Source organism: Lentzea albida, from assembly GCF_900111005.1.
GTDB lineage: Bacteria > Actinomycetota > Actinomycetes > Mycobacteriales > Pseudonocardiaceae > Lentzea > Lentzea albida.
In genome coordinates this window covers 1-15,065 of the sequence record NZ_FOFV01000023.1, presented here as the reverse complement: position 1 = coordinate 15,065, position 15,065 = coordinate 1, and the positions used below count along the sequence as shown (strand labels likewise).

General features: G+C 69.4%; 11 protein-coding genes. 6 read left to right on the top strand and 5 right to left on the bottom strand.

The window, feature by feature from the left end:
- Positions 1-38: 38 nt before the first annotated feature.
- Entirely contained in the window at positions 39-881 is an 843-nt protein-coding gene (locus BMY74_RS38410; protein WP_089925396.1) for an ABC transporter ATP-binding protein, read from the bottom strand.
- 89 nt (positions 882-970) lie between these two features.
- Here BMY74_RS38410 and glgX point away from each other — a divergent pair, with 89 nt between their 5' ends.
- From glgX to BMY74_RS38390, 4 genes are all read left to right on the top strand, one after another.
- Positions 971-3,085, top strand: a complete 2,115-nt coding sequence (gene glgX / locus BMY74_RS38405; RefSeq protein ID WP_089925716.1) for a glycogen debranching protein GlgX — start codon at positions 971-973, stop codon at positions 3,083-3,085.
- 246 nt (positions 3,086-3,331) lie between these two features.
- Positions 3,332-3,919, top strand: a complete 588-nt coding sequence (locus BMY74_RS38400; RefSeq protein WP_089925393.1) for a cysteine dioxygenase — start codon at positions 3,332-3,334, stop codon at positions 3,917-3,919.
- Positions 3,916-4,305, top strand: coding sequence for a rhodanese-like domain-containing protein (locus BMY74_RS38395; protein WP_089925390.1), 390 nt, complete (start codon positions 3,916-3,918; stop codon positions 4,303-4,305). Before BMY74_RS38400 ends, BMY74_RS38395 begins: the two co-directional genes overlap by 4 nt.
- Before the next feature lie 53 nt (positions 4,306-4,358).
- Positions 4,359-5,480, top strand: coding sequence for a hypothetical protein (locus tag BMY74_RS38390; RefSeq protein WP_143091872.1), 1,122 nt, complete (start codon positions 4,359-4,361; stop codon positions 5,478-5,480).
- A 120-nt stretch (positions 5,481-5,600) separates the two neighbouring features.
- On the opposite strand, the gene BMY74_RS38385 is transcribed toward BMY74_RS38390, so the two are convergent.
- The 4 genes from BMY74_RS38385 to BMY74_RS45465 form a co-directional block, all read right to left on the bottom strand.
- Positions 5,601-5,915, bottom strand: a complete 315-nt coding sequence (locus BMY74_RS38385; protein WP_089925385.1) for a hypothetical protein — start codon at positions 5,913-5,915, stop codon at positions 5,601-5,603.
- A 239-nt stretch (positions 5,916-6,154) separates the two neighbouring features.
- Positions 6,155-6,697, bottom strand: a complete 543-nt coding sequence (locus tag BMY74_RS38380) for a hypothetical protein (RefSeq protein WP_089925382.1) — start codon at positions 6,695-6,697, stop codon at positions 6,155-6,157.
- A 298-nt stretch (positions 6,698-6,995) separates the two neighbouring features.
- The gene (glgP, locus tag BMY74_RS38375) at positions 6,996-9,584 is read right to left on the bottom strand and encodes an alpha-glucan family phosphorylase (protein WP_089925379.1); all 2,589 of its coding nucleotides are present in this window, start codon (positions 9,582-9,584) and stop codon (positions 6,996-6,998) included.
- A 291-nt stretch (positions 9,585-9,875) separates the two neighbouring features.
- A complete protein-coding gene (locus BMY74_RS45465) occupies positions 9,876-11,459 on the bottom strand; it encodes a serine/threonine-protein kinase (protein WP_245786607.1) in 1,584 nt (527 codons plus the stop codon).
- Positions 11,460-11,807: 348 nt separating this feature from the next.
- On the opposite strand from BMY74_RS45465, the gene BMY74_RS38365 reads away from it, so the two are divergent.
- Together BMY74_RS38365 and treS are read left to right on the top strand one after the other, a co-directional pair.
- Positions 11,808-13,784: an alpha-1,4-glucan--maltose-1-phosphate maltosyltransferase gene (locus tag BMY74_RS38365; RefSeq protein WP_089925376.1), complete on the top strand. Its 1,977-nt coding sequence runs from the start codon at positions 11,808-11,810 to the stop codon at positions 13,782-13,784.
- Positions 13,785-13,833: 49 nt separating this feature from the next.
- The coding region (gene treS, locus BMY74_RS38360; RefSeq protein ID WP_089925372.1) for a maltose alpha-D-glucosyltransferase at positions 13,834-15,065 on the top strand (1,232 nt) is incomplete at its 3' end.

Sequence of the window (15,065 nt, the reverse complement as noted above, 5' to 3'; positions counted from 1 at the left end):
TCAGTCCGGCTGCCCTCACGTTACCTAGCGGTAGCTTGTCAGATCTTCCTGCGGGCGAAGAAGCGGTCTCCCGACTTCTGCAGTTCCAAGTCCTGCCCGAACGTCTTCGAGAGGTTCTCCTCGGTGAGGGTGTCCTCCAGCAGGCCCTGCGCCACGATCGAGCCCTCGCGCAGCAGCAGCGCGTGCGTGAAGCCCGGCGGGATCTCCTCCACGTGGTGCGTGACCAGCACCATCGCGGGCGCGTCGGGGTCCATCGCCAGCTCCGAGAGCTTCGCGACCAGGTCCTCGCGGCCGCCCAGGTCCAACCCGGCCGCGGGCTCGTCGAGCAGCAGCATCTCCGGGTCGGTCATCAGGGCGCGGGCGATCAGCGTGCGCTTGCGCTCGCCCTCGCTGAGGGTGCCGTAGAGGCGGTCGGCGAGGTGCTCCATGCCGAGGGTGCCGAGCAGTTCGCGGGCACGGTCGGTGTCCTCCTTGCCGTACTCCTCGCGCCACCGGCCGAGCACGGCGTAGCCCGCGGAGACGACCAGGTCGACCACCGTCTCGTCGGGCGGGATGCGGCCGCCGAGCGCGGCGCTGCACAGGCCGATGCGGGGCTTGAGCTCCTGGACGTCGGTCTTGCCCAGGCGTTCACCCAGCAGGTGGACCTTGCCCCTCGTCGGGTGCAGTTCGGCGCTGGAGAGCCTTAGCAGGGTGGTCTTGCCGGCACCGTTCGGGCCCAGCACCACCCAGCGCTCGTCCAGTTCCACGCTCCAGTCGATGTTGCCGACCAGCGTGTTCTTCCCTCGGCGGACCGATACGCCCGCCATGTGCACGACCAGATCTGTCACGTCGACGTCCGCCACGCCCCCATTGTTCCGAACGGCCCCGCACCGACCACTCATCGGGGTGTCCCTCGCGCCGGGCGGCCCCGCTGCGCCGCCGGTGTGAACTCTCGAGTTTTTTGTCGGTCGCGGATGCCAAGATCGGAGGCATGGCTACGCGACCCGAGTCCGAGGTGCTGGCAGGCCGACCGTTCCCGCTGGGGGCACACGCCGAGGCGGGCGGTGTCCGGTTCGCGGTGACGTCCCACGTCGCCGACGCGGTCGAGGTCTGCCTGGTCGACGACGACGGCACCGAGAAGCGGGTCGAGCTGACCGAACGGACGTTCGGCGTCTGGCACGGGCTGGTGCCGGGTGTCACACCGGGGCAGCGGTACGGGTTCCGGGTGCACGGCCCGTACGACGCGGGGCGCGGGCTGCGGTGCAACCCGGCGAAGCTGCTGGTCGACCCGTACGCGCGGCAGGTCGAGGGCCGGATCACGAACCTGGAGGCGGCGCTCGGGTACGTCGGCGACCCGATGCACGGGCCGCCGTCCGCGGTCGACTCGCTCGGCAGCGTGCCGCTGTCCGTCGTGAGCTCGCCGGGCGGGGCGGACACGGGCGTGAAGCCCGAGGTGCCGTTCGAAGAGGCCGTGATCTACGAGATGCACGTCCGGGGCTTCACCAAGAACCACCCGGAGATCCCGGAGAAGCTGCGCGGCACGTACCTGGGTCTCGCGCACCCGGCGGCGATCGAGCACCTCACGCGGCTGGGCGTCACGACCGTCGAACTGTTGCCGGTGCAGGCGTTCCAGGACGAGCCGTCGCTGATCGGCAGGGGTGCGAGCAACTACTGGGGCTACTCGCCGCTCGCCTACTGCGCGCCGCACGCGGCCTACGCGAGCGAGCGCGGCAACGAGGTCCAGGAGTTCCGCACGATGGTCGCGGCGCTGCACGCGGCGAACATCGAGGTGCTGATCGACGTCGTCTACAACCACACCTGCGAGGGCGGTCCGGACGGGCCGACGATCTGCTTCCGCGGCTACGACGCGCCGGGCTACTACCTGCACGCGGGCGGCGGCAGCACGGTCGACATCACGGGCTGCGGCAACACGCTCGACGCCGGGTCGCCGCAGGTGGTCAGGCTGGTGACGGACTCGCTGCGGTACTGGGCGGCCGAGATGGGCGTCGACGGCTTCCGGTTCGACCTCGCCTCCACGATGGGGCGGCCGGGCGGCGGGTTCTTCGACCGCGACAGCGCGTTGCTCACGGCCATCACGACGGACCCGGTGCTGTGCCGGGCCAAGCTGATCGCCGAGCCGTGGGACGCGACGGGCGACGGTTACCGGGTCGGCGACTTCGGCGTGCAGTGGGCGGAGTGGAACGGCCGCTACCGCGACACGGTCAGGGACTTCTGGCGCGGGCACACGTCGGTGCGCGATCTCGCGTACCGGTTGTCCGGGTCGAGCGACCTGTACGCGGACGACCTGCGCCGGCCGTGGCAGTCGATCAACTTCATCACCGCGCACGACGGCTTCACGCTGCGGGACCTGGTGTCCTACAACGGAAAGCACAACGAGGAGAACGGCGAGTCCAACCGCGACGGCACGAACGACAACCGGTCGTGGAACTGCGGCGCGGAGGGTGAGACGTCCGATCCGGAGGTCCTCGCGCTGCGGGCCAAGCAGGCGCGGAACCTGCTCGCGACGCTGCTGCTGTCGACCGGCACGCCGATGATGACGGCGGGCGACGAGATGTGGCGCACCCAGGGCGGCAACAACAACGCGTACTGCCTCGACAACAAGGTGTCCTGGGTCGACTGGACGACGAGCGACGCGGGTGAGGCGCTGCTCGGGTTCACCCAACGGCTGATCGACCTGCGCGCGTCGTCCCCGGCGCTGCGGCAGCCCGAGTTCTTCGAGGGCCGCACGACGCCCAGCGGCAACCCCGACCTGGTGTGGTTCCGGCCGGACGGGCAGGAGATGGCCGAGACGGACTGGTTCGACGAGGGCCGCCGCACGCTCGGCATGTTCATCGACGGCTCGAACTGCCTTTCGCGCACGCGTGACGGTGAGCTCGTATCGGACGACTCGTGGCTGATGCTGATGCACGCCGGTGCGGATCCCATCGACGTGACGCTGCCGCACGAGCGCTACGGGCCGTCGTACGAGCCGTTCCTCGACACGACGACGGTCGACGGCTCCCCCGCCAACCCCGGTTCACTGACTCCACGCGCGAAGCTGTCGGTGGCGGCCCGCTCGTTGCTCTTGCTCCGCATTCCGCGCTAGAAATCCCTCCGGTCACTTGACTCTGTGTCCGACGTTCTTTCGCTCTGTGGACGCTCTAGCCACGTTCCGAAAATCTCTGGCACCATCTCGGTCGTGGTCGTCTACTGCTGGACCGACCGCACGATCGACCTCGTGCTCGTGGCGTCGTGCGGGTGTAGCCCGACGCGACGCACGCGCTGAGCAAGCGCCCTGCGTCGCGTCTTGATCGCTACCCCGTACCCGGACGCGGCCTTCAGGAGCGAGCGCGTGACCTCGACGTATGCCGAACAAGATCAATTCGACCTCCACCCCGTGCTGGACGGCCGGCTGCTGCGCGACGTGATCCACCCGTCCCGCGACCTGTGGACCCCTCGTGAGCTGCGCGACCTGACGTCGTTCGTGGCGAGCGAGCTGACCACGGGGCTGCTGCGGATCCTCGACTACTCGGAGGAACGCCGCTGGTGGGCGCGGCTCGGACTGACCGAGGGCGTCGAGCTCTGGCTGCTGTCGTGGCTGCCGGGCCAGCACACCGAGCCGCACGACCACGGCGGATCGGCCGGGTCGTTCACCGTGCTCACGGGCAAGCTGCAGGAGGACTACCGCTACCCCGCCGGGCCGATCCGGTCCGCCGTCCGCGACACCGGCGACGCGCTCGGCTTCGGGTCCGGGCGGGCGCACCAGGTGCTGAACCCGTTCGACGCCCCGGCCGCGACCGTGCACGCCTACTCGCCACCGCTCGTGCCGACACGCGAGTACGCGTCGCTGCTCGACATCCCCGACTCGATCCCGCCGCTGCCCGCGCAGCGCCTGCCGCTGGCGGAACTGCGTCAGCTGGCCGACCTGGAGGGCCCGTGAGCACCCTGGACGCCATCCTCGACGACGCGCGGTCGCACCTCCAGCGGCTGCAACCGCACGAGCTGCACCAGCTGGAGGACGCGCTGGTCGTGGACATCCGGCCGGCCCACAACCGGCTGGCCGAGGGCGAGATCGAGAACTCCGTCGTGGTCGAGCGGATCGTGCTGGAGTGGCGGCTCGACCCCGCGGGCGAGTGGCGGCTGCCGGGCTTCACCGCCGACACGACCGTGGTCGTGGTGTGCAACGAGGGCTGGGCGTCGTCGCTCGCGGCCAGGGACCTGCAGAAGATCGGGCTGCCGAACGCGACGGACCTCGTCGGCGGGTTCCGCGGCTGGCGCGCCGCCGGACTGCCGATCCGCGAGGGCGGCTCGCAGCCGGTGGTCTGAGTCCGGTGGGCTCGGTCCGGGAACCGCTCCCACGCCGGTAACGTCTGGTGATCGTGACGATTGTGCGCACGGTCGTGACGGCGCTGGTGGTGGCCGGCACGATCGCCTGGACCCTCTCGGAGTTCTACCTCGGCCTGGCCGGAGCGCTGGTCGGCCTGCTCGTGGAACTGACCGCGGCCCAGGCGGGCCTGGCGCTCGGCGCCGTCCTCTTCGGACTCCGGATCACGCACGTGATCATCGGCATCGGCGGTGAGCTGAAGTCGTGGACGTGGACGCACCAGCGGCTGGTGCTGCGCCGCATCCCGGTGCTCGCCACGGTCGGGATCACCGGGCTGAAGCCGGGGGTGCGCCGGCGGACCGTTCTCGCCGGGGCGTTCGCGATCCTGGTCTGCGCGGCGGTCGCGGCTCTGACGTGGCTCGCGATCGGGTCCTCGTTCGGCAAGGGCATGGCACTCGCCGCCACCGCGTGCTTCCTGCTGCAGCTCGTGCCGAGGGACCAGGCGGGCAACACCAGCCTCGGCTGGTTCGTGTTCACGCTGCCGAAGATGACCGGCCGGCCGCTCGGCGAGCTGGAGGCGCGGCCGGGCGTGATCGCCGGCATGGACGCCTACCAGCGTGGTGACCTCGACGAAGCCGAACGGATCTACGCCGAGCTCGTCCAGGAACACCCCGACCTGCTCACCGTCGTCGGGCTCAAGGTCGTGACGTCGTGTGCGCGCGAGCGCTACCTCGACGCGCTGCAGACCGTCATCGGCCTGAGCAACCGCCCTGACCTGAGCAAACGCGACCTGGCGTTCGTCATGGCGACCACCGCCGGGGTCGCGGTGCTGGCGGTCGAGGCGGGGCAGTTCCCGGCGGAGGCAGGGCTGGAGACCGCGCGCGGCATGTTCGCCAACGCCTACGAGGCCGGATATCCGAAGTCCCGCGCGCACGGGACGCTGGCGATCATGGCGCTGATCGAGGGCGACACCGCGAAGGCCAGGCAGCTCGCGGGGTACTCCGCCGAGTCGAGCGAGAACGCCCAGGGCCGGGCGGACGACCTGGTCACCATCGCGCGGGCGTGGATGGCGGACGGCGACAACGCGAAAGCCCGCGAACTCGTGGCCGAGGCGCACGAGCTCGCGGGCTGGAGTCCGCGGGTGGCGGCGACCCGCGCCCGTCTGCAGATCAGCTGATCCGAGGAAGTCCGGGTGGTCTCACGACCGCCGGGGAACCAGCTGGGCGACGGGAGCCGGAGGGCGCACCGGCGGCGTGATCGACGCCGTCCGGCGGGTCAGCCGGCCGAGCGGCGAGGATCAGCCGGGGGAATTGTTGCCGTTCCCGCCCGAGTTGCCCGCGCCGACGTTGTTGCCGCCGCCACCGTTGCTGTTGCCGTTACCGCCGTTGTTGTTGTTTCCGACGTTGTTGCCGTTGCCTCCGATGTTGCCCGATCCGGTGACGTTGCCGTTCCCGGGAGTCCACGGGTTGTGCGACAGCGCGGTGATGGAGATGGGACCGACGAGCTGCGTGTCCAGCACGTCCCGGCTCGGGGTCGGAGCGGCGTGCGCGGTCGACGCGAAAAGTCCCATGCCCGCGATGGCGGCACCGAGGACGATTGCCTTCTTGATCATCTGCAGTTTTCCGTTCTTCGAGCAGCGGATCGAGCAATTGCAGATTAACCACGTCTCCGAGCCGATTTCGAATCCTTCGCTCCATTGTGTGGTTTGAAGAAAAAGGCTTGGACTACGACGAATGGGTGACCTCGCAGCTCTTCGGTCCTATTCTTGTTCCTGAGGAATACCACGCTCCGCACACAGGAAAGGGCCCGTCACCGAGACCGGTGACGGGCCCTTCCCACCCCGCGATCAGATCAGCCCTTCTCCACCGGCAGCGGCAGTCCCGGCAGCGTGGGCAGGCCTCCTGGAGGTGCCGGCAGCCCGCACTTGCTCAGCAGGTCGGTGACGGTCTTGAGCAACGTGGTCAACAGGCCGGTGAGCTTGCCGACGTCGGGCAACGCACCGCTCGCGGCACCCAGGACGGTGCCGCCCAGCCCGGCGACGGACGCGATCAGGTTCAGCACGACGGGCAGGCACTCGGCCGGACCCGCGTACTCGGCGGCCTTGGCCGGCAGCGGCACACCCGGCACGCTCACCGGTGGTGTCGGCAGACAGCCCGCACTCTGCATGGCTGTCACGAGGCCGAGCAGGTCACCGATCAACGGTGTCACCGCACCCACGTTGGGCAGGGGCAGGAGACTGGCGATGGTCTTCTGGAGTTTTCCGGCGAGGTCCGTGACGAGACCGGCGCAGGCGGCTGGGAGTTCTGGCGCGGCGGGCGACGCGGTGGCAGCCGGGATGGTGGACGCGGTGAACAGAGCTGCGACGAGCGAGAGTGCGGTAATCGTTTTCTTCACGGCTACCTTCTTCCTCAATGCGCAATTCACTTGGAGCCGCACCGGAAATCGCTCACGAATTCAGGAGCGGTTCATTCCATGCCATGGAGCGTAAGCCCGCACACGTACCCCTACCAGCGGAGATCACGAATTCACCCACTCGAACAAGTGGTCATTCGTTTGAGGGAAGGGGGTACAGGGGTACACGCCTGCGCCATGTCACCAGCAGTGAACGGGAAACGAGGAAGACGAACACATCAGGGCATCCAGCTCGCCCTGGGAAGGCGAACCGGATGCCCTGTGTTGATCTGGTGAAACGTCAACTAGCGAGAACGACCCTGCCGAGTTCCGCCGGAGTCGCCAGCAGGCCGTGGCGCGGCAGCACGCGCACGGTGTACCCGAGCGCCCCCGCGTGCGGCAGCGGCACCTCGGCCTCGTAGTTGCCGTTGCCCGCGTAGTTCATGGGCGACGACACGACGTCCTTCAGCTCGTCGGAGTCGTGCGACACCTTGCCGAGCACGACCTGGACGTCCACTTCGGACGGTTCCAGCCCGGCCAGCTCGACCCGCGCGCGCACGATGACCGGCGCCCCGAGCACCGGCACCGACGAGCCGCCGAGCACCAGGTCGCTGTCGAGCACCCGCACCCGCGTCCACGACGCGCGCAGCCGGTGCCGGTACGCGGAGAGCTCCTTGGCGCCCCGGTAGCCCTCGCCGACGACGTTCTGCGCGGACGCGGCGGCCGGCGCGTAGTACGTCTCGACGTACTCGCGGACCATGCGCGAGGCCTGCACGACCGGGCCGAGCGAGGCCAGCGTGTGCCGGACCATCGACATCCAGCGGGTGGGCACGCCGTCCTCACCGCGGTCGTAGAACAGCGGCGCGACCTGCGAGCCGAGCAGGTCGTACAGCGCGTTCGCCTCCAGGTCGTCGCGGCGGACCGGATCGTTGACGCCGTCCGCGGTCGGGATGGCCCAGCCGTTCGAGCCGTCGTACAGCTCGTCCCACCAGCCGTCGCGGATGGACAGGTTGAGGCCGCCGTTCAACGCCGCCTTCATGCCCGAGGTACCGCACGCCTCAAGGGGACGCATCGGGTTGTTCAGCCACACGTCGCAGCCCCAGTACAGGTACCGGGCCATGGACATGTCGTAGTCCGGCAGGAAGACGATCCGGTGCCTCACGCCCGCGTCGTCGGCGTAGCGCACGATCTGCTGGATCAGCGCCTTGCCACCGTCATCGGCCGGGTGCGACTTGCCCGCCACGACGAGCTGCACGGGCCGTTCGGGGTGCAGCAGCAGCGAACGCAGCCGCTCCGGGTCGCGCAGCATGAGCGTGAGGCGCTTGTACGTCGGCACGCGCCGTGCGAAGCCCACGGTCAGCACGTTCGGGTCGAACACGCCGTCGGTCCAGCCCAGCTCCAGCGCCGACGCGCCGCGCTGCAGCCACGACTCGCGCACCCGCCGCCGCACCTCGTCGACCAGGCGGCCACGCAGGGTGCTGCGCAGCTCCCACAGCCCGGCGTCGGTGACCGGCTCGAACGAGCCGATGCCGAACCCGGTGCTGCTCTGGGTGTCCGCTTCGGACGCTCCCAGCAGCTTGCTCATCTCGGTCGCGGCCCACGTCGGTCCGTGCACGCCGTTGGTGACCGACCCGATCGGCACCTCGGTGGCGTCGAAGCCCGGCCAGAGGCCGCGGAACATGTCCCGGCTGACCTCACCGTGCAGTTTGGACACGCCGTTCGCGCGCTGGGCGAGCCGCAGCCCCATGTGCGCCATGTTGAACATGCCGGGGTTGTCCTCGGCGCCCAGCGCGAGGATGCGCTGGGTGTTCACGCCCGGCACCAGGTTCTCGGCGCCGAAGTAGTGCTGCACCAGGTCGACGGGGAACCGGTCGATGCCGGCGGGCACGGGGGTGTGCGTCGTGAACACCGCACCGGCGCGCGAGGCCGTGAGCGCCTGGTCGAAGTCGAGGCCGTCGTTGGTGATGTACTCGCGGATCCGCTCGAGGCCGAGGAACCCGGCGTGGCCCTCGTTGGTGTGGAAGACCTCGGGCTGCGCGTGCCCGGTGAGCTCGCAGAACGTCCGCACGGCCCGCACGCCGCCGATGCCCGCGAGGATCTCCTGGCGGATCCGGTGGTTCTGGTCGCCGCCGTAGAGCCGGTCGGTGACACCGCGCAGGTCCTCGTCGTTCTGCTCCACGTCCGAGTCGAGCAGCAGCAGCGGAACCCGCCCGACCTGCGCCTTCCAGATCTTCGCGCGCAGCATCCGGTCGCCTGGCATCGCCACGTGCACGAGCAGCGGCAGCCCGGACGGCTCGGTCAGCAGCTCGAGCGGCAGCCCGCGCGGGTCGAGCGACGGGTAGTGCTCGATCTGCCAGCCGTCGAGCGACAGCGACTGCCGGAAGTACCCGGACCGGTAGAGCAGACCGACCGCGATCAGCGGCACGCCCAGGTCGGACGCCGCCTTGAGGTGGTCGCCCGCGAGGATGCCGAGACCGCCCGAGTAGTTCGGCAGCGCCTCGTGCACGCCGAACTCCATCGAGAAGTACGCGACGCTCGTGGGCAGCGGCGTGTCCGGCGCACCGTGCTCACGGCGCTGGGTGATCTCGTCCTGCCGGCGCTGGTACCAGCGCGGCCCCTGCACGTACCGCTCCAGGTCACTCGCGAGCGCGTGGAGCTTGAGCAGGAACTGCTCGTCTCTCGCCAGTGCCTCCAGCTTCCCGGCGTCCACGACGGAGAGCAGGCGCAACGGGTCGCCACCGACCTCGGACCAGACGCGGGGGTCGATCGAGGCGAACAGGTCCTGCGTCGGCGGGTGCCACGTCCAGCGCAGGTTGGTGGCGAGCGTGCTCAACGCGGACAAGGGCTCCGGCAGGCTGGCTCGCACGGTGAACCGTCGAAGTGCTCGCATGACGAGCGAACTTACCTGCCACCCTCCAGGGGCTGACAACGTTCCCGGTCAGACCTGCAACGACTTGCAGAACCGGTCAAGACGGGCAGGGGCCGTGAACAGGTCAGAAGTGCAGCTCGGGACGCCTGTCCACGCCGGCGCCTCGGCGGAGCCCGGCACCCGGTCCGGTGACACCGGACGCGCCGACGCACCCGCCGGCCCGTGGTTCGCAGGTCTCGGGCGAACCCTGCGGGCCGTCCCTTCGAGACGGCCGCAGGGCGCCACGCCCGGCTCGGCCCGACCGGACGGCGCTCAGCCCCTCTGCTCGTTCGTGATCAGCGGCTTGTCGCCCTTGCCCGAGATCTTGAGCGTGTGCTCCTCGACCGAGACCTTGTTGGTCTCCTTCTCGGTCAGCTCCAGCGCCGTCGTGACGGTGAACGTGCCGTCCTCACCGGCGTCGACCAGCGGGCCCTCCTTGATCGCGACCTTGGAGAACTGGCCCCAGAACTCCTTCTCCTCGGCCGAGCTCGGCGCCTTGTCCGGGTCCCAGTCGCCTCGGGCGGCGTCGACGTTCGCCGGCAGCTTCGCGTAGTGCTGCTTCACGAAGGTCGTGATCTGGGCCGGGGTGAACTTGGTGGCCGGCGGCTTCGTCGTGGTCGTCGGGGCCGGCTTGGACGACGGCGTCTGCTTCTCGGTCGTCTTGGTCGGCGTGTTCTGCGTCGGCTTGTCGTAGGTGGGTTCCGGGGTCTCCGACGTGGTGGTCACCGACGGGTTCACCCCCGCGCCGGTCGAGTCGTCGCCGTAGTTCGAGTAGATCGCGTAGGCGACGCCGGAGATCAGGAGCACACCGAGGACCGCGGCCGCGACGGCGAGGCCGCGGTTGCTCTTCTTCGGTTCCGGTTCCGGCTCGTAGTCGTCGTAGCCGTCGTCGTAGGTCGCGGGCAGCGGGGCCGGCGGGCGGGTGCGCGGTGGCTGCTGCGGCGGCATCGGGCGCTGCGTCTGGGTGCCGGGACCCGCGGCGCCCATCACGGCGGTGCCGGTCGGCGGGGTCATCGGGCGCGGCGGGATCACGCGGGTGGCGGGGACGGGCTGGCCGGCGGCGATCGCCTTCAGCTCCTCCGCCGCCTGGGCCGCGGTCGGGCGCTGCGACGGCTCGTTCGCGAGGAGCCTCGTCAGCAGGCCGGTGAGCGGGCCCGAGCGCATCGGCGGGCGGGTCTCGCCGCGCGCGACCTTGTAGAGCAGGCCGAGGTCGTTCGTGCTCTTGCCGAACGGCGGTTCGCCCTCGGTCATCGCGTAGATCGTCGCGCCGAGCGAGAACACGTCCGAGGGCGGCGCGGGCTCGGCGCCGCGGGCCAGTTCCGGCGCCAGGTACGCGGGCGTGCCCGCGAGCATGCCGGTCTTGGTGACGGCCACATCGCCCAAAGCGCGCGAAATGCCGAAGTCGGTGATCTTGACGGTGCCGTCGCGTCCAATGAGGACGTTGCCGGGCTTGATGTCGCGGTGCACGATGCCGGCGGAATGGGCGGCGGCCAGCGCGCCAGCCGCCAGCGACCCGATGCGCGCGGCCTCCTGCGGCGGCATCGTGCCGCGGTCCGACAGGATCGACGAGAGGTTGCGGGAGGGCAGGTACTCCATGACGAGGCAGGGCTTGCCGTCCTCGACCACGACGTCGTACACGGCGATCGCGTTCGGGTGCTGCAGGCGCGCCGCGATGCGGCCCTCGCGCATGGCGCGCTGCACCGCCTCGTGGAACTCGTTCGACTCGACGTCGTTGAGAAGCAGCTGCTTGACCGCCACGTCACGGTGCAGGAACTCGTCGCGCGCCCGCCACACGACACCCATCGCACCGGCGCCGAGTTGGTCAAGCAGGACGTAGCGACCTCCAAGCTTGTTCACGCGCGCACGGTACCCGTAGCGCGCGTGTAACACGGTGAGTTGTACGGGAAGAGTGCAATCAGACAGCCACCAAGCATGGAGAAGGTGGACGAGAGACCCTGTGGGTGGACCGCAATCTTCATCGGGTTCCTCGACGCTCAGCAGGGCACCGCGACGCACCCGCCTGACCGCCGAGAAACGCGACGAAGGTTTGCGGTCCACCCACTGGACACGAACGGCGGTCGAGGTGTGCGATCGAACACGGCTGGGTACGGATCTAGATGGGGTAACCCGCTGTCAGAGGGCTTGATCGAGCAAGGCAGGATTCAACGCATTGACGCGGAGCGACACGGCTGAAGGGCGCTGCCGATGAGCGGACGACTCGGTATCGACGACGTGACCCCGGTGGTGTCGGCTGGCAGATACCCAGCCAAAGCCGTTGTGGGAGAACACATTCCGGTCCAGGCCACGGTCTGGCGCGAGGGGCACGACAAGCTCGCGGCCACCGTCACGTGGAGAGGGCCGAACGACCGAGTCGCTCGCCAGACCCGCATGCACGAGGTCGGAGTCGGCCTCGACAGGTGGGGCGCGACGGTGGTTCCGGACGCCGAGGGCGCCTGGAGCTTCCGCATCGATGCGTGGAGTGACCCCTGGGGCACCTGGAACCACGCCGTTGAGGTGAAGATCGCGGCGGGACAGGGTGCCGGTGATCTCGCAAACGATCTTGAAATCGGTGCCCAGCTACTCGATCGGGTGGCAAGGCGACCCGATAGGCGACAAGAGCGAGCTTTGCTCATGTCCGCGGCGGAGGCGCTGCGCGACACGGACAGGCCGCTCACCGAACGGGTCTCGCCGGCGCTCGCGGCCGACGTGCAGAAGATCATGTTCGAGCACCCCGTGCGCGAGCTGGTCACCAAGGGCAAGACGCACAAGATCTGGTGCGACCGCAAGAAGGCGGCGTACGGCTCGTGGTACGAGTTCTTCCCGCGCAGCACGGGCGGGATCGACGAGACCGGCCAGGCGGTGCACGGCACGTTCGCCACGGCGACCAAGGAGCTCGACCGGGTCGCGGCGATGGGCTTCGACGTCGTCTACTTCCCGCCGATCCACCCGATCGGGCGAGTCAACCGCAAGGGCCCCAACAACACGCTCGTCGCGACGCCCGAGGACACGGGATCACCGTGGGCCATCGGCGCGGACGAGGGCGGGCACGACGCGATCCACCCGCAGCTCGGCACCATCGAGGACTTCGACGCGCTCGTAGCGCGGGCGAAGGAGCTCGGACTGGAGGTCGCGCTCGACTTCGCGCTGCAGTGCGCGCCGGACCACCCGTGGGTGCTCAAGCACCCGGAGTGGTTCACGCAGCTGCCCGACGGCACGATCGCGTACGCCGAGAACCCGCCCAAGAAGTACCAGGACATCTACCCGATCAACTTCGACCTCGACCCGCAGGGCCTCTACCACGAGGTGTTGCGCGTGGTCCTGTTCTGGGCCGAGCACGGGGTGCGCATCTTCCGGGTCGACAACCCGCACACCAAGCCGCCGGACTTCTGGCAGTGGCTGATCTGGAAGGTGAAGGAGGTCTACCCGGACACGCTGTTCCTGGCCGAGGCCTTCACCCGCCCGGCCCGCCTCTACGGCCTCGCGAAGCTCGGCTTCACCCAGTCCTACACGTACTTCACGTGGCGGACGGGCAAGCAGGAGCTGATCGAGTTCGGCGAGGACATCCGCGACCACTGGGACGAGGCGCGGCCGAACCTGTTCGTGAACACGCCGGACATCCTGCACGAGTCGCTGCAGTTCGGCGGCCCCGCGATGTTCGGGCTCCGCGCGGCGCTCGCGGCCACCCTCTCCCCCACGTGGGGCGTGTACAGCGGTTACGAGCTGTTCGAGCACGAGGCCGTGAAGCCCGGCAGCGAGGAGTACCTCAACTCCGAGAAGTACCAGCTGCGGCCACGCGACTACGCCCGCGCACTGGCCGATGGCCGCAGCCTCGAGCCGTGGCTGCGCAAGCTCAACCACATCCGCAAGGCGCACCCAGCGCTCCAGCAGATGCGCACGCTGAAGTTCCAGAGCGTCGAGAACGACGCGTTGGTCGCCTTCTCCAAGCGCGATCCGGCGACCGGAGACACGGTCGTGGTCGTCGTCAGCCTCGACCCGCACAACGCGCAGGAGGGGACGCTGTACCTCGACCTGCCGGAGCTCGGGTTCGACTGGCACGAGCGCGTGATCGCACACGACGAGGTCACCGGCGAGACGTGGGACTGGGGCCAGGCGAACTACATCCGCCTCGAACCCTGGCGCGCCACCGCACACGTCGTGAGCCTGCAACGACGTTTCTCCTAGGGCACCCTTCAGCATGCTCACCCGCACAACCCCCGACGAGGTGGGAACCATGTCCGACGACACCCGTCCCGACTCCGCGCTCGGGCTGGAAGGAACACCCCACACCGGCGAGGCCGTCGACGCGGAAGGCTTCCTGGTCGAACCCCAGGCCGAGGACTTCAAGTCGGCCAAGCCGGCCTCGGCGAACCCCGACTGGTTCAAGGGCGCGGTCTTCTACGAGGTCCTCGTCCGCGCCTTCAGCGACTCCAACGGTGACGGCACGGGCGACCTCCGGGGGCTCGCCTCCCGCCTCGACTACCTGGAGTGGCTCGGCGTCGACTGCCTCTGGCTGCCGCCGTTCTACGCCTCTCCGCTGCGCGACGGCGGGTACGACATCAGCGACTTCCGCGCGGTGCTGCCGGAGTTCGGCACGGTCGAGGACTTCGTCTACCTGCTCGAGGAGGCGCACCGCCGGGGCATCCGGGTGATCACCGACCTGGTGCTCAACCACACCTCGGACGCGCACCCGTGGTTCCAGGAGTCGCGGCAGAACCCGGACGGCCCGTACGGCGACTACTACGTGTGGAGCGACGACGATTCGCGGTACTCCGACGCGCGGATCATCTTCGTCGACACGGAGACGTCGAACTGGACCTACGACCCGGTGCGCGGGCAGTTCTTCTGGCACCGCTTCTTCAGCCACCAGCCGGACCTCAACTACGAGAACCCGGAGGTGCAGGAGGCGATGCTCGACATCCTGCGCTTCTGGCTCGACCTCGGCATCGACGGGTTCCGCCTCGACGCCGTGCCGTACCTCTTCGAAGAGGAGGGCACGATCTGCGAGAACCTGCCGCGCACGCACGAGTTCCTCAAGAAGTGCCGCAAGGTCGTCGACGACGAGTTCCCCGGCCGGGTGCTGCTGGCGGAGGCGAACCAGTGGCCGTCGGACGTGGTCGAGTACTTCGGCGACCCGGCGGTCGGCGGGGACGAGTGCCACATGGCGTTCCACTTCCCGTTGATGCCGCGGATCTTCATGGCGGTGCGGCGGGAGTCGCGGTTCCCGATCTCGGAGATCCTGGCGCAGACGCCGGCGATCCCGGAGAACGCCCAGTGGGGCATCTTCCTGCGCAACCACGACGAGCTCACGCTCGAGATGGTCAGCGACGAAGAGCGCGACTACATGTACTCCGAGTACGCCAAGGACCCGCGGATGAAGGCGAACATCGGCATCCGCCGACGGCTCGCCCCGCTGCTGGAGAACGACCGCAACCAGCACGAACTGTTCACCGCGCTGCTGCTGTC